We start from the raw sequence: 20,264 nt of genomic DNA on the forward strand, positions 1-20,264 counted from the left end.
TTTCCTCCCATGAGATCGGTCAAAAAGCGGTTGCGGACAGAGTGGCTCAGAGCCACTCGATGTCGTTGAAACCGCGCGCGATGTAGCCGCCCTTGGAGTAGGACTCGCCCTCATAGCCGAAGATCGGCCATACCTCTTTCTGGTTGTAGAGACTGACGACGAGACCGCCGCGCACCGTCTGGAAGAAAGGCGTCTTCTCTATCTCGGTGAGCAGCGCCACACGCTGCTCCTCCCAGCCGAGCCCGCGATAACCGCCCTTGCCGGCCTTCTTGTCGAGCTCGGCAATGCCCTTCTCGATCAGTTCCTTGTGAGCGGGATCCTTGGCGGCTGTCTCGTCATGGCCCTTGACGGCGATGGCGTAATATTTGTCCGGCACCTGGTCGTGCGGATAGATGTCGCGCGCCACCTGGATCAGCGTCGCCATCGTCTCGGGCTTCAGCGCCGAGGTTTCCAAGCCCCAGGCGTGCTCAGGGCTGATGATGGCGCTGCCTGAAATGACAAGCAGCGCACCGACGCCGCCGCGTTTGAGAAGCTCGCGCCGTGACAGGCCAGGCTTCCTCTCATAAATCGTGACCATAGTTTCCTCCCTGCTTGCTGTTCGCACCCCCTTGGGGGTGCCGTTGCTGGCGCCGCGCGGTGCGCGCGGCTGGTTGTCCCCTATTGGAAGCGCCCTCCACGCTGCAGGACCTCGATCTTGTAACCGTCGGGATCCTCGATGAAGAAGAAGCGGGCGATGAGCGACCCGTCATGGTTGAACTCGACGATCTTCTTCGGATTGAGGCCGAGCGCGCCGAGCCGATCGTGTTCGCCGTCGAGATCGGCGACCGACACCGCGAGGTGACCATAGCCGTCGCCAAGCGCATAAGGCTCCTGCCGCCCCTTGTTGACGGTCAATTCCACTTCGAAAGGGGTATCGGCATTGCTGAGATAGATCAGCGTGAACGTCTCAAAATCCAGTCGCTGGGCGACCTCAAGGCTGAAGGCCTTGGTGTAGAAATCGATGGACCGGGCCTCGTCGAGAACCCGGATCATGGTGTAAATCGCCTTCGCCAAATCAGACTCCGCAGCTTTCATGCTTTAGAAGTGATTATGCGCGCCGGCGAAGAAAGGTGGTGGCAGCCGATTACCACGTGTAGAATAGGAGAAACGGTAGTGTCGCTTCATCTAAGGACGAAAGTCTGATTGCCGTTGTCGGCCGTCCGGTCGAAGATGAAACCGCAGGCAGTGTCAAAAGAGGCGTCGGCCACTGAGTCGGCACCCAAGACCAACAAAAACGGGAGGAAACGATGTGCAGAGTCTTTGCCGCACAGGATCCGGAAGGCTATCGTCAGATCAACCGGTCGATCCGCATTGATGGACATTCGACCAGCATCCAGCTCGAGGCGACGTTCTGGGCCCTGCTTGACGAAATCGCCGAAAGCCAGAACCTGACCACGCCCAAATTCATCTCGAAGCTGTACGACGAAGCCATCGAGATCAACGGCGAAATCCCCAATTTCGCGTCCATGCTGCGCACGACCTGCGCGCTCTATCTGCGCGGCCATCGGCCCGACCTGGACGAGCGGATGGCGCCTAAGCGAGAAGCGGCCTAGCGCCCTTCCCCAGCGATTTCGAGCGCCAGCCGGGTCATGTCCGTGAAAAGCTGCTGACGTTCTGAATAGTCGGTCAGCTCACCGGTCTCGATATTGTCGACCACCGTGCAGATCGACAGTGCACTGACTCCGAAATGCCTGGCGATTCGGTAAAGCGCGCTGGTTTCCATGTCCACCGCCAGCGCGCCTGCCGCCTGGGCCTCCGCAAATCGGGTGCGACCGTCCGGGTGGTGGAAGATGTCGCTGCAAAGTGTCAGGCCGGCGTGATGTTCGACGCCGAGTTCGGCCGCCTTGGCCAAGGCACGGGCCAGCAGCGTCGGATCCGGACCGGCAGCGGTTCCGTAAAGGCCGAAGACTTGACCGCTTTGAGCGCTTTCGGGCCGAACCGATTGCGAAATGACAAGGCTGCGCAGCTTTACCTTGGCGCTCAGGCTACCGCAGGTACCGGTGCGGATCAGCGTTCTTACGCCATAATAGTCAAGTAATTCATGAGCATAAATCAGGAATGATGAAACACCGATACCCGTCGCCTGAATGCTGATGGGCCTGCCGCGAAACAGGCCGGTAAAGCCGAGAGTACCCCGCCGGCTATTGACGCAGCGTGGCGCTTCCAGAAATGTCCGCGCCATCCATTCGGCGCGCTGCGGATCACCCGGTAACAGCACCGTGTCGGCATAATCGCCTCTGCGCGCTTCGATGTGTGGCGTCAACAGTTGCTCCCCCAAGCCCGCTTGCTCCTTCACCCGCAATCATGGCGTTGTGAGGGCGTTGCGCAAGGGCAGAGAAGCCGAAGCGCCTAATGCATGTCGCCCAAAAGCGCCCTCCGTTTGGGCGAACGCCATGCACAAAAGCAAAGACTTGAAGCGCGGCGCATGGATCCGTTTCAACGTGAGGCGCTCTAGGACTCAAGCATGTCCTTGACGATCGTTGCCAGTTGCTTGAGCGAGAACGGCTTCGGCAGGAAGCCGAAATGCGCCTCGGCCGGCAGGTTCCTGGCGAATGCGTCCTCGGCATATCCCGACACGAAGACGAACTTGATGTCGGGCTGGCGCTTGCGCAATTCGCCAAGCAGGGTCGGCCCGTCCATTTCGGGCATCACCACGTCCGAGACGACGATGTCGACCTTGCCGCCCAGTGCTTCGAACACCTCCAGCGCCTCGACGCCGGATGATGCCTCGTGCACGGTATAGCCGCGCGAGGTCAGTGCTCGCACGCCGCCCATGCGCACGGCGTCCTCGTCCTCGACCAGCAGGACCGTGGCCGACCCGGACAGGTCCTTGGTGCTGTCGACCGGCTTGACCGGCGCGGCGCTCGGCGCCTCCCCGGGCTCGGCTGCTTTTTTCGCTTCCGCGATGTGACGCGGCAGGAAGATGCGGAAGGTCGACCCCTTGCCGACCTCGGAATCGCAGAAAATGAAGCCGCCGGTCTGCTTGATGATGCCGTAGACCATGGACAGGCCAAGGCCCGTGCCCTTGCCGACCTCCTTGGTGGTGAAGAACGGCTCGAAGATCTTCTTCAGCACATCAGGCGCGATGCCGCTGCCGGTATCCTCGACTTCGACCACGACGTAATCGGCGGCGACGAGTTCGCGGTAGGGGAAGGTCTTGCACTCCTCGGCGGTCACGTTGCGGGTGCGCACGGTGAGATCGCCGCCGGCCGGCATCGCGTCGCGCGCATTGACCGCCAGGTTGACCACCACCTGCTCGAACTGGCCGATATCGACCTTGACCGGCCACAGGTCACGGCCGTGGTCGACCTTCAGCTTGATGTCGTTGCCCACGAGGCGGGCAAGCAGCATCCTGAGATCGGCAAGCACGTCGGTCAGGTTCAGCACCTCGGGCCGCAGCGTCTGCTTGCGCGAGAAAGCCAGCAACTGCCTGACCAGAGAAGCGGCCCGGTTGGCGTTCTGCTTGATGTTCATGATGTCGGGGAAGGACGGGTCCGACGGCCGGTGATTGGTCAGGAGCAGGTCCGACGCCATGATGATGGCGGTCAGCACATTGTTGAAATCGTGGGCGATGCCGCCGGCGAGTTGGCCAACCGCCTGCATTTTCTGGCTTTGCGCCATCTGCCCTTCGAGCGCCTTCTGCTCGGTCGTCTCGACGGCGTAGACGATGGCCGATTCCTCGGCGCCCTCGCCGCCGGTACCATCGGCGACGGCGTTGACGTAAAACCGGATATGCCGCTCTTCGTTGCCGGGAAGCACAGTGTCGATCGGTTCGATGTCGGCCTGCCGCTGGCGGGCTTTCTCGAAGGCGGCGGCAAAGGCCGGCCGGTCGCGCTCATGGATCACCGTATCGAGCCGCACGCGGCGATCCACGGCGTCCCGGTCGACGACCGAGGAAAACAGAGACAGGAAGGGCGCATTGGTACGCAGGATGCGCCCGTTGGCATCGACACCCGCGATCGCCATCGGCGTCGAATTGAAGAATCTGGTGAAGCGCACTTCCGAAGCACGCAGATCGGCCGACGCATCCTCGCCCTGCGTGCGGTTGAGCACGATCGTGCGCGTCGGGCCGCCGACACCTTCGCGGCTGGCCGAAACGCGATGCATGAAACGCACCGGCAGCGCCTCTCCCGTCATCGTTGTCAGATCGAGATCGATGACCGCGTTGCGCGTCGTGCCAGGATCGGCCTTGACCGAGCGCACCAGCGCCATGCCGTCACCGGCAACGATATCCGGCAAGGTCACGGCGCCGGGCGTGAAACTGGCGAGATCAATGCCGAGCCATTCCGCGAGCGTGGCGTTGATGTAGGTGACACGGCCGTCCTGGTCCGCGGAAAAGAAACCGGCCGGGGCGTGGTCGAGATGGTCGATGGCTTTCTGCAGGTCGAGGAAGAAACGCTCCTGCTCGGCCCGTTCCTGCGAAATGTCGGCGAGTTGCCAGGCCAGCATCGGCAGCCGCTGACCCGGAACGCTGAAGGTTCGGGCGCGCGCCCTGTACCAGCGGGCACCCTGTTCGGCGCCGGGCCGGATCGATTGGGCGAGCCGGAACTCGCCGTCGCCGGGCTGGCCGTCACGCAGGCCGGAGGCCAGCCGGTAAATGGTCACCGAAGCCTCGGGAACATCCGAAAGCAGCCCTTCGACCGTCTTCAGGTCGGCCGCCGAGGACGCTCCGGTCATGTCGGCATAGGCGCGGTTGGCGTAGACGACGCGGCCCTTGGTGTCCGTCACCAGCAGGCCTTGCGACATCGAATCGACGAAAGCCTTGGACAGTTCATCGCCGGTCGAGCGCGGCGTGACCTGTACGAAGCCGATCGCGGTCGCGAACAGGAAGCCGACGCCGATCATCGCCAGCACGCCCAGCATGCCGAGCAGGAACGGATCGCCGAGGCGCTCGCGGAACAGGCCGAAGACGATCGCGGCCCCCGTCAGAACGACGATGAAGATGATGAGCCGGGTGACCGCGCCCGGTCGCGTGTTCTGGTCGACGATCGGTACCGGATAGAAATCGCCGCGCGCTTCCTTGGCCATATGCCCCCTGCTCGTGAAGTCCGCTGTTCCGACACCCGCCCCTAATGCATGTCGCCCAAAAGTGACTTCGGTTTTGGGAAAACGACATGCACGAAACACAAGGACCTGAAGCGCGTCGCATGAATCCGTTTCAGCGCGACGCGCTTTAGCCGGTTGAATCACATTCTCCTAGTCCGGAAAAGGCCCGGGCGGCAAATGTCAGATAAAAATGATGCCGGCCGGCCGTAGAGTGTTTCAAGCTGTTCACGATGCGTGAAAGGCAACTTGCGGTGGCTAGCCGCAACGGTCTAGTGTCGCGTCACTTTCCAAACCGATCAGGGGAAACCAATGCAGTGGCTGGATAGCGTGGCGGGCCCTGGTTATGCGGCGGCACTCCTGTGGACTTTCGCGGCGCTGATCCTGCTGGTCATCGTGCTCGTCATCATCAGGCTCGTGCGCAACCTGACCTTCGGTACGTTTGTCGCCGGTGGACGGAACCGCAAGACCCGGCTTGCCGTCATGGACGCCACGGCCGTCGACAGCCATCGACGGCTGGTGCTGGTGCGCCGCGACGACATCGAGCATCTGCTTCTGATCGGCGGCCCGACCGATGTCGTCGTCGAACGCGACATCCGTCTGGCCGCGCCCCGCCGTCCGGCGCTGACCGGAGATGGCGGCTTGCAGCCCGTCCCGGCCGCCACGGCCCCGGCAGCAAAATCGCGTCCGCCGCAGCCGGCTCCCGCACCGGCTCGCCCCGCACCGCCTCCACAGCCGGTGACCGCTGCACCGGCGCCTGCCCGCCAGCGCCCGGCCGCACCACCGCCAACCCCGGCGCCCGCACCGAAGCCGGCGGCGCAAACCTATCAGTCGGCCAACGACACGCCACTGCCTGCCTACGGCTCCGCCAACGCCAATGCCGTCAGGCACGCGCCGCCACCGCCGCCAAGGCAGGACAGCATCGACGATACGCTGATGAAGGAACTCGAGGTTTCGCTGGACCAGCCCCGCTCCGGCGGCCCGGTGGGCAAACCGGCAGCCAAGGCGCCGCAGTCGCTCGACGATGAAATGACCAAGCTTCTGGGCGAACTTTCAAGCCAGAAGAGATGACAAGCGCCTGAGCCGGCCGACGACCTGGCCGAGGCTGTCGCCCGGTTTTGGCCAACCAAGCACCAACGAAAAATGGCCGGGAAACCCGGCCATTTTGATATCAACTTCGTTGTAGCTGCCCGGAACCGCGGCCCCAAAGCAATGCGTCAGTCGTCGCGATAGACTTTTTCGCGGCGCTCATGCCGTTCCTGCGCCTCGATCGACAAGGTGGCGATCGGACGCGCATCGAGCCGCTTCAGCGCGATAGGCTCGCCGGTTTCCTCGCAATAGCCGTAGGTGCCTTCATCGATGCGCTGTAGCGCCGAATCGATCTTCGAGATCAGCTTGCGCTGGCGATCGCGGGCCCTGAGCTCGATGGCGCGGTCGGTTTCCGAAGAGGCGCGGTCGGCGAGGTCAGGGTGGTTGGCGTTTTCTTGCTGAAGGATTTCGAGAGTTTCGCGCGCTTCGCGCAGTATGTCATTTTTCCAGGTGACGAGCTTTAGGCGGAAGTAGGATTTCTGCCGTTCGTTCATGAACGGCTCGTCTTCGGAGGGTACGTAATCGGCGGTAACGATGTCGTTCATTCGACTCACCCAAACTGCCCCAAATTTGGCGCCTATATATTCGCCGGTCGACGCCTGCACAAGCGCAATCGCCCACCGACTCACGCAATTGTTAAAGTACGCCGGCGGCCTCCGCCGAAGCGCGCCGCAGCCGATTCCATGGCCAAGGCGAACCACCCTTACCATCCGGCCCCATGCAATTCATTGGCGGGAGGACGCGGGACCATTGTGCGAACCGCCCTTCTCGTGGCTAATCGCGGTGCGGCTTCGGGCTTCGGCATCATTGGAGGTTGGGTGAGCAGGCTCTATCTGTTGCGACACGCCAAGGCCGGCTGGGCGCTGCCCGGCATGCGCGATTTCGATCGCCCGCTCGACGCATCGGGCCGCGCCGATGCCGAGATCATAGGCGCGGCCATGCGATCACGTGGCTATGTCCCCGACCTGACATTGTGCTCCAACGCCAGGCGCGCCAGGGAAACGCTCGAAGGACTGGCCGGTCAGACAGATACCGGCAAGGTCCTGTTTTTCGACACGCTCTACAGCGAAGACGCGGCCGGCTATCTCCGCCTTATCCGGGAGCATGGCGGGCCGGGTTCCCTGCTGGTTATCGGTCACAACCCGATGATGGAGGATCTTGCCATGGCGGTCTCCGGCGACGGCGACGACACGGCGCGGGCAACGCTCAATCATGGTTTCCCGACTTCGGGCCTGGCGGTCGTGCGCTTCCTGGACGATCTGACGAAGGTAGCCCAGGAAGCAGGTTATCTCGAAGCGTTTCTGACACCGGCCGATCTCTAGTGTCGCTTGCCGGCGCCATTTCAAAGCCGGGTTCCAAAGCCTATATCGCAGGAACCGAAGCCCGAGAGAGCACATTTTGGCATCATCGCTAACCACTTTCACCGACGAGGCAAGAATTGCCCTCGATACGCTGTCGGGACGCGCCACAGGGCTTTTTTCTCCGTCGTTGAGACTGGGCGTTACAGGCCTTTCCCGCGCGGGCAAGACGGTGTTCATCTCCGCGTTGGTCCACAATCTGATCCACGGCGGACGCCTGCCATTGTTCGAGGCACAGAGATCCGGGCGCATCGCGCGCGCCTTCCTCGAGGAACAACCTGACGACGCGGTGCCGCGCTTCCAGTACGAGGACCACATCGCCGCATTGGTCAACGACCGGGTCTGGCCTGATTCGACACGCGCCATTTCTGAACTGCGGCTGACCATCGAATACGAATCGGCCTCCGGTTGGAGCCGCATGTTCTCTTCCGGAAAATTGTCGGTCGACATCGTCGACTACCCCGGCGAATGGCTGCTCGACCTGCCGCTGCTCGGCAAATCCTTCACCGATTTTTCACGAGAAGCCATCGAGATGGCCGCTTTGCCGGTGCGAGAGGATCTGTCGCAGGCCTGGCGGGCGATCTCGGCGCGGATCGACCCGAATGCCGACGCCGACGAGATGACGGCACGCCGCCTGGCGGAGAGCTTCGCCGCCTATCTCAAGGCCTGCAAACTCGACGAGCGGGCGCTTTCAACCCTGCCGCCCGGCCGTTTCCTGATGCCCGGCGATCTGGAAGGCTCGCCCGCGCTGACTTTCGCGCCGCTGGCAGGCCTGGGCGACAGACGTCCACGACCGGGGTCGCTGCACGCCATGATGGACAGGCGCTACGAGGCTTACAAGACGCATGTCGTCAAACCTTTCTTCCGCGAACACATCACGCGGCTGGACCGCCAGATCGTGCTGATCGATGCCATGCAGGCGCTGAATGCCGGCCCTGGCGCCATGGCCGATCTCGAGCGCGCCGTGACCGAGATTCTCAGCTGTTTTCGTCCCGGCCGGGGCAGCTTCCTCACCGACCTCTTTTCGCGGCGCATCGACCGCATCCTGGTCGCCGCGACGAAGGCCGACCACCTGCACCATGAAAGCCATGACCGGTTGCAGGCAATCGTACGGCGGTTGGCCGACCGCGCCGTGGCACGGGCGAACTTCACCGGCGCCGACGTCGACGTGGTGGCCATGGCGGCGGTGCGTGCGACCCGAGAAGGCACGGTCAAGCAAGGCCGCGAGACGTTGCCGGTCATTATCGGCACGCCGATCGCCGGCGAGAGGATCAACGGCGAAACGTTTGACGGAAAGACCGAAACTGGCATATTTCCGGGGGACTTACCGGAAAAAATTGATGCGCTGTTCGACATCTCCGGGCCCGACCACAGGCAGGATTCCGCGGACCCGGCAATCCGCTTTGTCCGGTTCCGTCCGCCAAGGCTCGAACGCACGGCCGAGGGTGTCACGCTGTCCTTGCCGCATATCAGGCTCGACCGCGCCCTGCAGTTCCTGATCGGAGACCATCTGGCATGACCGCGCCCCGCAAGCCGGCGGCCTTCCGCATCGAACCGGAAGCCACGCCAACACAGCATGCGCCAGAAGCGCGCCAGACCGAGCCCTCGCGCAAACCCCGTGCGCTCAAGACAGATGTCGCGCTGGTCATACCGGCTGAGATCGACGTTTTCGACGAGCCGGACATCGTTGCGGCCGAGCCGCCACCGGCGATCGCCCCCAGAAAACGCTCACTGTTGGCCAGCATCTTCTTCGGCGCCATGGGCGTGCTGGTTTCACTGGCGGTCGGCCTATGGACCGACCAGCTGATACGCGACCTCTTCGCCCGCGCCGAATGGCTGGGCTGGCTGGCCGCCGGCATGGCTGTTGTTGCCGTGCTCGCGCTCCTGGTAATCCTGATCCGCGAGTTCCTGGCGATCGCCCGCCTCGCCGAGGTCGAAAAACTGCAAAAGCGCGCGCTCGATGCCATCGCGCGCGACGATCCAAAGGCGGCACGATCAGTGGTCGACGAGCTTTCGGCTTTCGTCGCGGCCAAGCCGGAAACAGCGGCCGGCCGGCGTGCGCTGGCCGAACTGCGCGGCGAAATCATCGATGGCGGCAATCTGGTGCGCTTGGCCGAAGCGGAAATTCTCGGGCCCCTTGATGCCCGGGCGAAGGTGATGATCCTCGAGGCCGCCAAACGCGTCTCGCTGGTGACGGCGGTCAGCCCGCGCGCGCTCGTCGATGTCGCCTATGTGGTGTTCGAGGCAGGCCGCCTCATTCGCCGTCTTTCGGAACTCTATGGCGGACGGCCGGGAACGCTGGGGTTCTTCCGCCTGGCGCGCAGCGTTCTGGCGCATCTGGCGGTCACCGGCTCGATCGCCGTCGGCGACAGTTTCGTCCAGCAGATCGTCGGCCACGGCCTGGCGGCGCGCCTTTCGGCAAAGCTCGGCGAGGGCGTCGTCAATGGCATGATGACGGCACGCATCGGCATCGCGGCGATGGAGACGGCGCGCCCCCTGCCCTTCAGTGCAGCCAAACGTCCTGGACTGGGCGATTTTCTCTCTGCCTTGACATCGTTCGCCGCGAAGAAGGACACCGAAACGACGGGCTCCGGCAAGTAGCGCCCTGCTCCTCCCGACGATGAGCTGATTGCGGTTTCGACGCCCCGCAGTGACGAAGCATTAACCAATCTTCTTCATGGTCAAACCGGTTCCAAACAGCCTCTTTGTTGCCGGGTGTCGTCGATGAAAAGCGTAATTCTGTCCAGCGTCCTGCCCCTGGCCGTCGCGATCACAGCAGTCGTCGGCGTCGCTTCCGGGGCTTCCGCCGCGGAGCCGGACAAGCAGTTCTTCCAGTCGGCCGAAGGCAAATGGGTCGGTCCGGGCGAAATCATCGCCGGCAAGTACAAGGGCACGAAATTCAACTGCAGCTTCACCGGCTCCACGCCCGACGGCAAGATGGGCATGACGCTGGACGGCGGCTGCCGGGTCGGCGTGTTTACCCAGCCAATGTCAGCCAAGATCGAGCGCAAGGGCCGCGACTACAAGGGCTCCTTCATGGGCGGCTCGGCCGGTGCAGGCCTCGATATCATCGGCGGCAATGTTGTCGATGCCCGCAAGGTGGTCTTCACCATCAACCGTAACCAATTGCGCGGCGTCATGCAGGCCCGCATTCCCGACGACAATTCGATGACCGTGACGGTTGCCGTGCGTGTCCAGGACCAGTTGGTGCCGGTCATCGGCATGAGCCTGAAGCGCGTCGATGCCGTCGAAGTCGGCTCCATCGCGCCGAACTGAGCGCGCATCGCGCCGTAATACACCTCAAAAGCAAAGAGGCGGCAGCCCATCGCCACCGCCTCCTCTGAAACAGTCGAACCGGGCGTCAGCCCTTGATCGCTGCCGTCACCTCGTCATAGGCCTTGCAGGCATCGGCAAGTGTCGTGGTGCCCTGGTACTTGGTTGTCACCGCCTGGACCTTGGCGGTCAGGTCAGCTGCCTTGGACGGATCCTTGGTGATCGCTTCCTGCAGCGCGGCAGCCATGTCCTGCGCCTTCTTGGTCGCGATCTCGGCCGTGCATTCCGGTGCCTTCGAACAGGCCGAGCCGGCAAGCACCGCCAGGCCGACGGCAACAAGCAAAAACTTCTTCATGTCAGTCATCTCCTCAAAAGGGCGCGACTTGATCGTCGCTCACCCTCCAATGGCCGAAGCCGAGCGTGCTCTAACCCTCGATTGTGGCAAGATGCAACGCGGCCTCAGCCTCAACTTGTGTAACGCGCCTGCAATATTGTCCGGGCTGGATTCAGGCTGTTCGATCCGCGCCGAAACCCCTATCCTTCCGGCCAGGCGCGAGACATGAAAATCGGAATCGATTTTCTGAGCGGATCATGCGCAAAATCAAGGTGCTACGGCGTCCCAGCGCATCCCTCGATCCGCGCGCCGGCATGGTTTTGACCGCGTCGGCCGCGGTCCTCGAACAAACGGAACGGTGGGAATGGCGGTAGAAACATCAGGCAGCGATCTCATTCAGGTGGTGGCGCTGCTTGCCGCGGGGGTCGTCGCCGTTCCGATCTTCAAGCGCATGGGCCTCGGCTCGATCCTTGGCTATCTGGCCGCCGGCGTGGTGATCGGCCCGTTCGGCATCGGCGTCTTTTCCGAATCGGGCGCCATCCTCCACGTCGCCGAACTCGGCGTCGTCATGTTCCTGTTCATCATCGGGCTGGAAATGCAGCCGTCGCGGCTATGGGGCCTGCGGCGCGAAATCTTCGGCCTCGGCGCGCTCCAGGTCGGGATCTGCGCGGTCCTTCTGACCGGCGTGGGGATGGCCGGGGGGTTTTCGATCTCGCAATCCTTCGTGGCCGGAGCCGGTTTCGTGCTGACCTCGACGGCGATCGTCATGCAGCTTCTGGAGGAACGCGGCGAAATCGCCTCGCCGAAAGGCCAGCGCATCGTCTCCATCCTGCTGCTGGAAGATCTGGCCATCGTGCCGCTGCTGGCCCTGATCGCATTCCTTGCACCCGGCGGCGCTGACACCAGCCTGTCGGAAAGACTGACCGAGGTCGGCATCGGCCTTGCCGCGATCGTCGGACTGGTGCTGGCCGGACGCTATCTGCTCAACCCCTTCTTCCGCATCCTGGCGGATGCCCGTGCCCGCGAGGTGATGACGGCGGCGGCCCTTCTGGTCGTGCTCGGATCGGCACTCGCCATGCAGCTCAGCGGCCTGTCGATGGCGATGGGGGCGTTCCTGGCCGGCGTTCTTCTGTCCGAATCGACCTTCCGCCATCAGCTCGAAGCTGACATCGAACCGTTCCGCGGTATCCTGCTCGGCCTGTTCTTCCTTGCCGTCGGCATGTCGCTCGACCTGCATGTGGTGGCCGCGAACTGGAAGCTGATCGCCGTCTATGTCGTCGCCTACATGGTGATGAAGGCGCTTGGCATCTACATCGTCGCCCGCATCCTCAAAACCGGCCATCGCGAAGCGCTCGAACGCGCCGTCTTCATGGCGCAAGGTGGTGAATTCGCCTTCGTCCTCTACTCGGCCGCCGCTGCCGTCGGCATCATCGACGGCCAGGCCAACGCGACCCTGACGGCGATCGTCATCATCTCCATGGTGCTGACGCCGCTGGCAATCATCGCCTTGCGATATGTCACCCCGCGCGACGAGCAGTCGCTCGACGGGGTCGATATCGCCGACGGCCTGACTGGCAGCGTGCTGATCATCGGCTTCGGCCGCTTCGGCCAGATCGCCAGCCAGCCGCTGCTGTTGCGCGGCATAGACGTCTCGATCATCGACAACGATGTCGAGATGATCCAGGCGGCGGCCGATTTCGGCTTCAAGGTCTATTATGGCGACGGCACGCGGCTGGATATCCTGCATGCGGCCGGCGCCGGCCGGGCACGCGCGGTGCTGATCTGTGTCGACAAGGCCGATGCGGCTGTTCGCATTGCCGAGCTGATCAAGGCCGAATTTCCGCTGCTTACAGTGCTGGCCCGGGCTTTCGACCGCGGCACCGCGCTGCAGCTCATTCGCGCCGGCGTCGACTATCAGCTGCGTGAGACCTTCGAATCTGCCCTGGTTTTCGGTGGCTCGGCCCTGGAATCGCTTGGTGTCGATCCCGAAGACGTGGCTGAAACGATCGAAGACGTCAGGCGCCGCGACACCGACCGCTTCGAAACCCAGCTCGCCGAAGGCATCCGCGCCGGACAACGCTTCTTGCGGGGCAACATCGGCACGCCGATTCCAACACCGCTCTCCACGCCGCGCCGCCCCGGTCAGGCACTCAATGAAGAGACGGCCGGCGTCCTGCACAAATCCGAAACTGCCGATTGAACAGGGAAGCATGCATGGAATTGGATAGCAGGGCCCTGTCGGTCACCAAATTCTGGCGTGACGCCGGCGAGGATGCATGGTTCGAGAAGAACGATGCCTTCGATGCCGGTTTCCGCGACCGCTTTCTTGATCTGCACTACGCCGCCGCGCGGCGCGAATGCGATGATTGGTCAGAACACGCCGAAGGCTCGCTGGCGCTGATGATCCTGCTCGACCAGTTTCCGCGCAATTGTTTTCGCGGTACCGGCCACATGTATGCCACCGACTCGCTGGCCAAGCATTTTGCTCAGAAGGCGGTCGCCGCCGGGCATGACCTGGCGCTGGAACCCGAAGTCCGCGTGTTCCTGTATTTGCCGTTCGAACATGCTGAAAACCTTGCCGACCAGGACATTTCGGTCGAACTGCACACCGCCAGGGCCGAGTTCAACCTGAAATACGCGCTGGAGCACCGTGACATCATCCAGCGCTTCGGCCGCTTTCCGCACCGCAACAGGTTGCTTGGCCGCGAAACCACGGCGGAGGAAAAGGCATTCCTGGACGCAGGCGGTTTCTCAGGCTGACGCCCATCCATCTCTTTGTTCGACGCAATTCCCAAGGGAAAGCCGTCTCACACTTTCCTCGAATTGCCTCAGCGCAGCCACCAGTCACGGCCGGACGGCAATCTCTCGATGCCGGCGGCGTCTACGGCGCCCAAGCGCTCCGACACGCTTCGCCCGCCGACGGCAAGATCCGGCGCGATCTCGGCCAGCGGCGCCAGCACGAAGGCGCGCTCCAGCATGCGCGGATGTGGCACTTCCAGGCCGGTCTCATGAATGATGCGGTCGCCGAACACCAGAATGTCGATATCGATCAGGCGCGGCCCCCAGCGCTCCTCACGCACCCGCTTCAGCTTTCGCTCGGCATCGAGGCAGAGATCGAGCAGCGCCCGCGGCGAGAGTCGGGTCGACAGTTCGGCGGCGGCGTTGAGGAAATCCGGCTGATCGAGCTTGCCCCAGGGCGGCGTGCGGTAGAGCGAAGAGACAGCGGCGACGCGCGTGTCCGCATCGGCATCGAGAATACGCAACGCCGCTGCCATCGAGGCAGCCGGGTCGCCCAGATTGCCGCCGAGGCTGAGATAGACGGTGTTACTCCGGCCAGACAACGGTCACCTCGACATAATCGAGCACACCAGGCACCGGCGCGTTCGGCTTGCGCACGGTGATTTCGGCTCTCTTGATCTGGGGAAACCGCTCCGTCAGCGCCTTTGCCACTTCCATTGCCAGGGCCTCGATCAGGAAGCGCCGCTCGCCGGTGATGATCTTCTCGATCACCGTGAAGGCAATCCCATAGTTGACGGTTTCCCCGATGGCATCGTCGACAAGCGCGCGGCCGGGTTCGACCGACAGCACCGCGTCGACATAGAAACGCTGGCCGAGCGCCTCCTCCTCGTCGAGCACGCCATGCCGGGCAAAGAAGGCGCAGTTCTTCAAGCGGATGACATACATGGCTCAGCGTCCCGATCTAGAGCGACGTGCGTCCACTTGGACGCACAAAGTACGCTCTAACACTTTTGAATCTACGCATCGTGCTTTCCGAAAATCGACTCCGATTTTCGGGCCGATGCAGCGGTTTCACGCGCCAGCATAGCATCCGCCACGGCCAGCGCGTCCACGTTGATTGCGACATCATGGACGCGAAACAGATGCGCTCCCCTGAGCCTGAGAATGACGCTGGTCGCCGCCGTCCCGGCGGCACGGTCGGCCGCATCGCGGCCGGTGACGGTGCCGATGAAGCGTTTTCGCGAGGTGCCGGCCATCAACGGAAAGCCAAGCGCATGAAGCTCGGCAAAACGCGCCATCAGGTCGAGATTTTCCTCAGCCGTCTCCTTGGCGAAGCCGAAGCCGGGGTCAAGCACGATGCGCTCGTCCGCAACGCCGTTCCGACGGGCGATCTCCAGCGATTTCTCCAGGAAGGCGAATTGGTCGGCGATCACGTCGGGCAGTTTTTCGCGATCCCGACCGGTGTGCATGATGATGAGCCCGGCGCCGGTTTCGGCGGCGACCCGCGCAATGTCGGGCTCGCGCTGCAAACCCCAGACATCGTTGACGACATGCGCGCCGGCAGCCACCGCAAGCCGCGCGGTCTCGGCACGATAGGTGTCGACCGAAATCAGCACCTCGCCGGAACGCGCCAGCGCCTCGATCACCGGCAGGATACGCGCCTGTTCCTCGCTGGCCGATATTGCGGCACCACCCGGCCGGGTCGATTCTCCACCAACATCGATGATCCGAGCCCCTTCGCCGACCATGCGACGCGCCTGGGCCAGTGCCGCCTCGGGGACATCAAACAGGCCACCGTCGGAAAAGCTGTCGGGGGTGACATTGAGGATCCCGACAACCACGGCCTTGCGGCCAAGGTCGAGATGGCGTCCATGGGCCAGCTGCCATCGCCCCGCCGTCATTGCTCATCAACCATGGGTTCATCAATGATGTGTGATCCGCAAAGGATCAATTCCGTTGCGTTGGCAACGGCCGTAAAGCAAGGTGGTCGAAGAGGCAATATGATGAAACGAACCCTGCTCTGCGCGCTGCTGCTTGCCGTGACGACCGCCATCCCAGCGGGCGCGGCCAATCTGGTGAAGACATACAGCTATTTTTCCATTGGCGGCAGCACGCTCGAGGATATCGAGAAGCAGCTCTCCAAACATGGGCCGCAGGTCAAAAGCACGGGCTCGCGCCACCCCGGCGCCACCCAGATGGCCTTCACCACTCGTATCAGCTACGCCCGGCAGGCTGGCTCCTGCCGGATCGCCGACGCGGTCGTGACCCTCAAGGTCAAGGTAATCCTTCCGGAATGGCGCCGCCCGCGCAAGGCGGATGCCGATGTCAAGCTGTTCTGGGATACGCTGTCTGCCGACATCAAGCGCCACGAAGAACGCCATGTCGAGATCGCCAAGAATCATGCCCGCGAGTTGGAAGACGCGCTGAAGGCTACCTATCCGCAGAAGGATTGCGATGCGGCCAAGGCGAAGGCGGCTGAGATCACCGCCGCCGTCCTCGCCAGGCACGATCGCGCCCAGGTGCAGTTCGACCGCGTCGAAAGCGTCAATTTCGAAAGCCGTATCCTGCGGCTCATGCGCTATCGCATCGAGCGCATCCAGAATGGCCAGTTGCCGCCGGCCTGAATTTCGTGGGCGCACCGAGCGGCGCCGACACAAGCCAACCGGGCCGAAGCGTAGTGCCAGCTTCGAAAAATTTTCGAACGGCAGTCGAAATCGGCCTATACGGAACGACATATCACGGGTTGGCAGGGCACAACCCTTCAAGCACGGCGCACCCACCAGACAAGCCCAATCGGTGACCCGGACAGCGCGCGAGCACATGGACAAAAGACTATGGACCAGGCTGTCGACAAGCAGACCATCGCGGCTGCGGCCACGCCACTGACCGAAGCCGAAAAGAACGCCATCATCGGCGGCGTGCTTTTGTCGATGCTGCTGGCGGCGCTCGATCAGACCATCGTCGCGCCGGCCATGCCGACCATCGGGCATGCGCTTGGCCATGCGCAGTATCTGCCGTGGATCGTCACCGGCTACCTGCTGACTGCGACCGCCATGGCACCGCTCTACGGCAAGATCTCGGACGTCCATGGCCGTCGGCCAACGGTGTATGCCGCGATCCTGATCTTTCTCCTGGGATCGCTTGTCAGCGCGATGGCTCCCAACATGTTCGTGCTGGTGGTCGGGCGCGCCATCCAGGGCGCCGGCGGCGGCGGCCTGTTCGCCCTGGCGCAGACCGTGATCGGAGACCTTGTGCCGCCGCGAGAGCGGGCACGATACGCGGCCTGGATTTCGGGCACCTGGGCGGTCGCCAGCATCGCTGGGCCACTGTTGGGCGGCACCTTCGCCGAACATCTGCACTGGTCGCTGATCTTCTGGATCAACATCCCGCTCGGCATCGCCGCGATGGCCATCATCAACAAGCCGCTGAGGAAGCTGCCAGTCGCGGCAAAGCGGCATCGCATAGACGGTCTTGGCGCGCTGCTTTTGATCGTGGCCACCGCCTTAGTACTTCTGGCCTTGAATTGGGGCGGCAGCGAGTATCCGTGGCTGTCGCGCGAAATCCTCGGGCTGCTGGCGAGTTCGGCCATCATCTGGTGTGCGTTCGCGCTGCGGCTGTTGCGCGCTTCCGAGCCGCTGATCTCGCTCGAAGTGCTCTCCAATCCAATCGTTCTCGGGGGCACGCTTTCGCTGTTCCTCCTGCAGGCCTCCAATATCGGGCTGTCGGTCTATCTGCCGGTCTACCTGCAATCGGTCATCGGCTTGTCGGCGAGCGAATCCGGCACCGCCCTGCTGGGGCTGATGCTGGGCACGGTTGCCGGCGCGACATTCAGCGGGCGCACCATTCCACGCTTCGTTCACTACAAGCGGATCGCCATGATTGGGTTGGCCTTCGCCGCCGCGTGTCTCGCCATCCTCACGCTTGTGGCCGGGCACGCCTCGCTGTTGATCGTCGAGATCCTGACGACATGCATCGGCATTGGCAGCGGCACCACCTTTCCGGTCGCCACGGTGTCGGTCCAGAACGCGGTCGACCCCAAGCATCTCGGCGTCGCCACCGGCGTGATGACGTTCCTGCGCTCGCTGGGCAGCGCGCTCGGCGTGGCGATCCTCGGTGCCGTCGCGCTGGGCAACGGCCTGCCGCTGGCTGGCGAAGGCGCCCAGGCGGGCGGAGCCGTGGCTGGGACTTCGGCGTTCTGGGTGATCTTCGCCGCCGCCGTGGTTATGCTGATGCTGGCGCTTCTGACGCTCAGCCTGATGCCGGAAAAGCCGCTGCGCGGCCGGCCCGAGACTCCGGTCCTGGCGGACTAGACTGGAGCAATTCCAGGAAAGTGCGAATCGCGTTCCCCTTGGGAAATGCATTAGATCAAAGAGATAGAGCGTCTTCCCGTTTCCGCGAAACGGTGAAACGCCCTAGGAAGCGTCCACCACGCCGAGCTTCTTCTGCAGGCTCGTCGACGAGGTCGTGTACTGGAACACGATGCGTTCCCCGGGGCTGATGATGCGCTTGGCGGCCTGCGCCATTAGCGCCACTTCATGGAAGCCCGACAGGATCAGCTTCAGCTTGCCCGGATACCAGTTGATGTCGCCGACGGCGAAAATGCCGGGCACCGATGTCTGGAACTTCTCGGTGTCGACCGGAATCAGGTTCTCGTGGAGATTGAGCCCCCATTCCGCGATCGGTCCAAGCTTCATGGTCAAGCCGAAGAAGGGCAGCATGCGTGTGCATGGCACTTCGATATCGCCGTCCGGACCGCCCTTGATGGTGGCCGATGACAGCTGGCCATCGGCGCCGGAGAGGCCGGTCACCTGGCCGACCTTGAATTCCAGCTGCTTCATCTCCTCCATGGCGTACATCTTGTTGACGCTGTCGGGCGCGGCGCGGAATTCAGGCCGCCGATGGACCAGCGTCACGCTTTTCGCCACAGCCTGCAGGTTCAGCGTCCAGTCGAGCGCCGAGTCGCCGCCGCCGACAATGACGAGGTCGTGGCCGCGAAAATCCTCCATCCGGCGCACCGAATAGAAGACGCTCTTGCCTTCATAGGGCTCGATGCCCGGGATCGGCGGACGCTTCGGCTGGAACGAGCCGCCGCCCGCGGCGATGACCACCACCTTGGCCTCGAACACCTCGTTCTCGTCCGTGGTCACGCGAAAGCTGCCATCCTCCAGCTTCTCCAGGCTGGAGACCATGCGATTGTAGGTGAAGTCAGGCTTGAACGGGTGGATCTGCTCGAGCAGCTTGTCGACCAGCCCTTGCGCCGAGATCGAAGGCCAACCGGGGATGTCGTAGATCGGCTTTTCCGGATAAAGCTCCGCGCATTGGCCCCCTGGCCTGTCGAGAATGTCGATCAGGTGGCACTTCATGTCGAACAGGCCGAGTTCGAACACGGCAAACAGCCCCACGGGCCCCGCTCCGACAATGAGGACGTCTGTGCTGATGATCCCGGTCATGCGCTATGCCTCGCTGCTGGATTGGCGTGAGACTGCATGACCGCCGACCCGCTGCCAAGCGGCAGCTGGAAAAATCGGCTTTCAGCCCTGGCGCTCGGGCACCCGCACCACCAGACCGTCGAGCGCGTCGCGCACCTTGATCTGGCAGGACAGCCGCGAATTCGGCTGGACGTCGTAGGCGAAGTCAAGCATGTCCTCCTCCATCGCCTCGGGCTCGCCGACCTCCGCCGTCCATGCCTCGTCGACATAGACATGGCAGGTGGCGCAGGCACAGGCGCCGCCGCACTCGGCCTCGATCCCCGGCACGGCGTTGCGGATGGCGTTTTCCATCACCGTCGAGCCGTTTTCGGCATCCACGTCAAAATGTGTGCCGTCATGGGCGATGAAGGTCAGTTTGGTCATTTGTCACCTGAAGGGAGTTTCAGCCGAGATAATCACTCCGGCAAACAAGTCAACTGCCGCGCGAAAGCGGCGCTCGGTGACGTTTTTCCACAAACCGGGGGTCAGCGATTGATCGCGGCGATGAAATCGCGCACTTCGTCGATCAGCGTGCCAAGCCGCTTGAGCGTCTGGCTGTCTTCCGGCCGCCGCTCGATCTCGGTGGCGCAATCGGCGATGGCGAAGGCGCCGACGCCGCGAGCCGAGCCCTTCAACCCGTGAGCCAGCAAAAGCCGGTCCTTGAGATTGGCGTCGACTATTTTGTCGCGCACCGACAGCGCCTGCTGTACAAACAGCGCCAGCACCTCCTGCTCGAGAGCGCGGTCGCCCATCGTCTGCCGGGCAAGGTGTGCCAAATCGACCGGTCGGGACTGCCTGGTTCCCGATACGTCGCCCCCGGGCATTGAGAAGGCAATGCCGCTTTCGCCACGCATGAACTCGAACTCCGTTTTCTTCGGCCGCCTGAAAAACTAGGCGAATCCAATGGACAACGGGTTAATG

Annotated in this window: 22 protein-coding genes; 10 read left to right on the forward strand and 12 right to left on the reverse strand. The window is 63.2% G+C overall.

The window, feature by feature from the left end; genetic code table 11:
- Positions 1 to 46 precede the first annotated feature (46 nt).
- Positions 47 to 577, reverse strand: coding sequence for a gluconate 2-dehydrogenase subunit 3 family protein (locus tag AC1VON_RS21915; RefSeq protein ID WP_172350369.1), 531 nt, complete (start codon positions 575 to 577; stop codon positions 47 to 49).
- 80 nt (positions 578 to 657) lie between these two features.
- The gene (locus AC1VON_RS21920) at positions 658 to 1,053 is read right to left on the reverse strand and encodes a VOC family protein (RefSeq protein ID WP_483124821.1); all 396 of its coding nucleotides are present in this window, start codon (positions 1,051 to 1,053) and stop codon (positions 658 to 660) included.
- Positions 1,054 to 1,286: 233 nt separating this feature from the next.
- On the opposite strand from AC1VON_RS21920, the gene AC1VON_RS21925 reads away from it, so the two are divergent.
- A complete protein-coding gene (locus AC1VON_RS21925; RefSeq protein ID WP_172350368.1) occupies positions 1,287 to 1,592 on the forward strand; it encodes a ribbon-helix-helix domain-containing protein in 306 nt (101 codons plus the stop codon).
- Here the strand turns inward: AC1VON_RS21925 and AC1VON_RS21930 are convergent.
- Both AC1VON_RS21930 and cckA read right to left on the reverse strand, forming a co-directional pair.
- Positions 1,589 to 2,302: a purine-nucleoside phosphorylase gene (locus AC1VON_RS21930; protein ID WP_483124822.1), complete on the reverse strand. Its 714-nt coding sequence runs from the start codon at positions 2,300 to 2,302 to the stop codon at positions 1,589 to 1,591. The genes AC1VON_RS21925 and AC1VON_RS21930 overlap by 4 nt on opposite strands.
- 188 nt (positions 2,303 to 2,490) lie before the next feature.
- Positions 2,491 to 5,067, reverse strand: coding sequence for a cell cycle histidine kinase CckA (gene cckA, locus AC1VON_RS21935; protein ID WP_483124823.1), 2,577 nt, complete (start codon positions 5,065 to 5,067; stop codon positions 2,491 to 2,493).
- 327 nt (positions 5,068 to 5,394) lie between these two features.
- Between cckA and AC1VON_RS21940 the strand changes: the two genes are divergently transcribed.
- Entirely contained in the window at positions 5,395 to 6,153 is a 759-nt protein-coding gene (locus tag AC1VON_RS21940) for a flagellar biosynthetic protein FliO (RefSeq protein ID WP_172350365.1), read from the forward strand.
- A 146-nt stretch (positions 6,154 to 6,299) separates the two neighbouring features.
- On the opposite strand, the gene dksA is transcribed toward AC1VON_RS21940, so the two are convergent.
- Positions 6,300 to 6,716, reverse strand: a complete 417-nt coding sequence (gene dksA, locus AC1VON_RS21945; RefSeq protein ID WP_006202025.1) for an RNA polymerase-binding protein DksA — start codon at positions 6,714 to 6,716, stop codon at positions 6,300 to 6,302.
- Positions 6,717 to 6,989: 273 nt separating this feature from the next.
- Here dksA and AC1VON_RS21950 point away from each other — a divergent pair, with 273 nt between their 5' ends.
- From AC1VON_RS21950 to AC1VON_RS21965, 4 genes are all read left to right on the forward strand, one after another.
- Positions 6,990 to 7,493 (forward strand): SixA phosphatase family protein, encoded by a 504-nt coding sequence (locus AC1VON_RS21950; RefSeq protein WP_483124824.1) that lies wholly within the window; start codon positions 6,990 to 6,992, stop codon positions 7,491 to 7,493.
- A gap of 76 nt (positions 7,494 to 7,569) precedes the next feature.
- The gene (locus AC1VON_RS21955) at positions 7,570 to 9,048 is read left to right on the forward strand and encodes a YcjX family GTP-binding protein (RefSeq protein WP_483124825.1); all 1,479 of its coding nucleotides are present in this window, start codon (positions 7,570 to 7,572) and stop codon (positions 9,046 to 9,048) included.
- A complete protein-coding gene (locus AC1VON_RS21960) occupies positions 9,045 to 10,130 on the forward strand; it encodes a YcjF family protein (RefSeq protein ID WP_172350362.1) in 1,086 nt (361 codons plus the stop codon). Before AC1VON_RS21955 ends, AC1VON_RS21960 begins: the two co-directional genes overlap by 4 nt.
- A gap of 123 nt (positions 10,131 to 10,253) precedes the next feature.
- A complete protein-coding gene (locus AC1VON_RS21965) occupies positions 10,254 to 10,805 on the forward strand; it encodes a hypothetical protein (RefSeq protein WP_172350361.1) in 552 nt (183 codons plus the stop codon).
- A gap of 85 nt (positions 10,806 to 10,890) precedes the next feature.
- Here the strand turns inward: AC1VON_RS21965 and AC1VON_RS21970 are convergent, their stop codons facing one another.
- The gene (locus tag AC1VON_RS21970) at positions 10,891 to 11,157 is read right to left on the reverse strand and encodes a hypothetical protein (RefSeq protein ID WP_019858327.1); all 267 of its coding nucleotides are present in this window, start codon (positions 11,155 to 11,157) and stop codon (positions 10,891 to 10,893) included.
- 343 nt (positions 11,158 to 11,500) lie between these two features.
- Between AC1VON_RS21970 and AC1VON_RS21975 the strand changes: the two genes are divergently transcribed.
- Together AC1VON_RS21975 and AC1VON_RS21980 are read left to right on the forward strand one after the other, a co-directional pair.
- On the forward strand, positions 11,501 to 13,336 hold the full coding sequence (locus AC1VON_RS21975; RefSeq protein ID WP_172350360.1) for a monovalent cation:proton antiporter-2 (CPA2) family protein: 1,836 nt from the start codon (positions 11,501 to 11,503) through the stop codon (positions 13,334 to 13,336).
- Positions 13,337 to 13,350: 14 nt separating this feature from the next.
- Positions 13,351 to 13,896: a DUF924 family protein gene (locus AC1VON_RS21980; RefSeq protein WP_172350359.1), complete on the forward strand. Its 546-nt coding sequence runs from the start codon at positions 13,351 to 13,353 to the stop codon at positions 13,894 to 13,896.
- Positions 13,897 to 13,964: 68 nt separating this feature from the next.
- Here the strand turns inward: AC1VON_RS21980 and folK are convergent, their stop codons facing one another.
- The 3 genes from folK to folP form a co-directional block, all read right to left on the reverse strand.
- Positions 13,965 to 14,477 carry a 2-amino-4-hydroxy-6-hydroxymethyldihydropteridine diphosphokinase gene (gene folK / locus AC1VON_RS21985; RefSeq protein ID WP_483124826.1) on the reverse strand — a complete coding sequence of 171 codons (513 nt, stop codon included), beginning with the start codon at positions 14,475 to 14,477 and terminating at the stop codon, positions 13,965 to 13,967.
- Complete coding sequence (gene folB / locus AC1VON_RS21990; RefSeq protein WP_056576709.1) at positions 14,461 to 14,820, reverse strand: dihydroneopterin aldolase; 360 nt, start codon at positions 14,818 to 14,820, stop codon at positions 14,461 to 14,463. Before folB ends, folK begins: the two co-directional genes overlap by 17 nt.
- Positions 14,821 to 14,891: 71 nt before the next feature.
- Complete coding sequence (gene folP, locus AC1VON_RS21995) at positions 14,892 to 15,776, reverse strand: dihydropteroate synthase (RefSeq protein WP_172350357.1); 885 nt, start codon at positions 15,774 to 15,776, stop codon at positions 14,892 to 14,894.
- A 99-nt stretch (positions 15,777 to 15,875) separates the two neighbouring features.
- On the opposite strand from folP, the gene AC1VON_RS22000 reads away from it, so the two are divergent.
- Together AC1VON_RS22000 and AC1VON_RS22005 are read left to right on the forward strand one after the other, a co-directional pair.
- Positions 15,876 to 16,499 carry a DUF922 domain-containing Zn-dependent protease gene (locus AC1VON_RS22000; RefSeq protein WP_172350356.1) on the forward strand — a complete coding sequence of 208 codons (624 nt, stop codon included), beginning with the start codon at positions 15,876 to 15,878 and terminating at the stop codon, positions 16,497 to 16,499.
- A 210-nt stretch (positions 16,500 to 16,709) separates the two neighbouring features.
- A complete protein-coding gene (locus AC1VON_RS22005; RefSeq protein ID WP_483124827.1) occupies positions 16,710 to 18,185 on the forward strand; it encodes an MDR family MFS transporter in 1,476 nt (491 codons plus the stop codon).
- A 102-nt stretch (positions 18,186 to 18,287) separates the two neighbouring features.
- Here the strand turns inward: AC1VON_RS22005 and AC1VON_RS22010 are convergent, their stop codons facing one another.
- From AC1VON_RS22010 to AC1VON_RS22020, 3 genes are all read right to left on the reverse strand, one after another.
- The gene (locus AC1VON_RS22010; protein ID WP_483124828.1) at positions 18,288 to 19,325 is read right to left on the reverse strand and encodes an NAD(P)/FAD-dependent oxidoreductase; all 1,038 of its coding nucleotides are present in this window, start codon (positions 19,323 to 19,325) and stop codon (positions 18,288 to 18,290) included.
- Positions 19,326 to 19,406: 81 nt separating this feature from the next.
- Positions 19,407 to 19,727: a 2Fe-2S iron-sulfur cluster-binding protein gene (locus AC1VON_RS22015; protein ID WP_137931040.1), complete on the reverse strand. Its 321-nt coding sequence runs from the start codon at positions 19,725 to 19,727 to the stop codon at positions 19,407 to 19,409.
- Between the two features lie 101 nt (positions 19,728 to 19,828).
- The gene (locus AC1VON_RS22020) at positions 19,829 to 20,197 is read right to left on the reverse strand and encodes an Hpt domain-containing protein (protein ID WP_140773357.1); all 369 of its coding nucleotides are present in this window, start codon (positions 20,195 to 20,197) and stop codon (positions 19,829 to 19,831) included.
- Positions 20,198 to 20,264 lie beyond the last annotated feature (67 nt).

This window comes from Mesorhizobium sp. HAY1-8B (assembly GCF_056868045.1).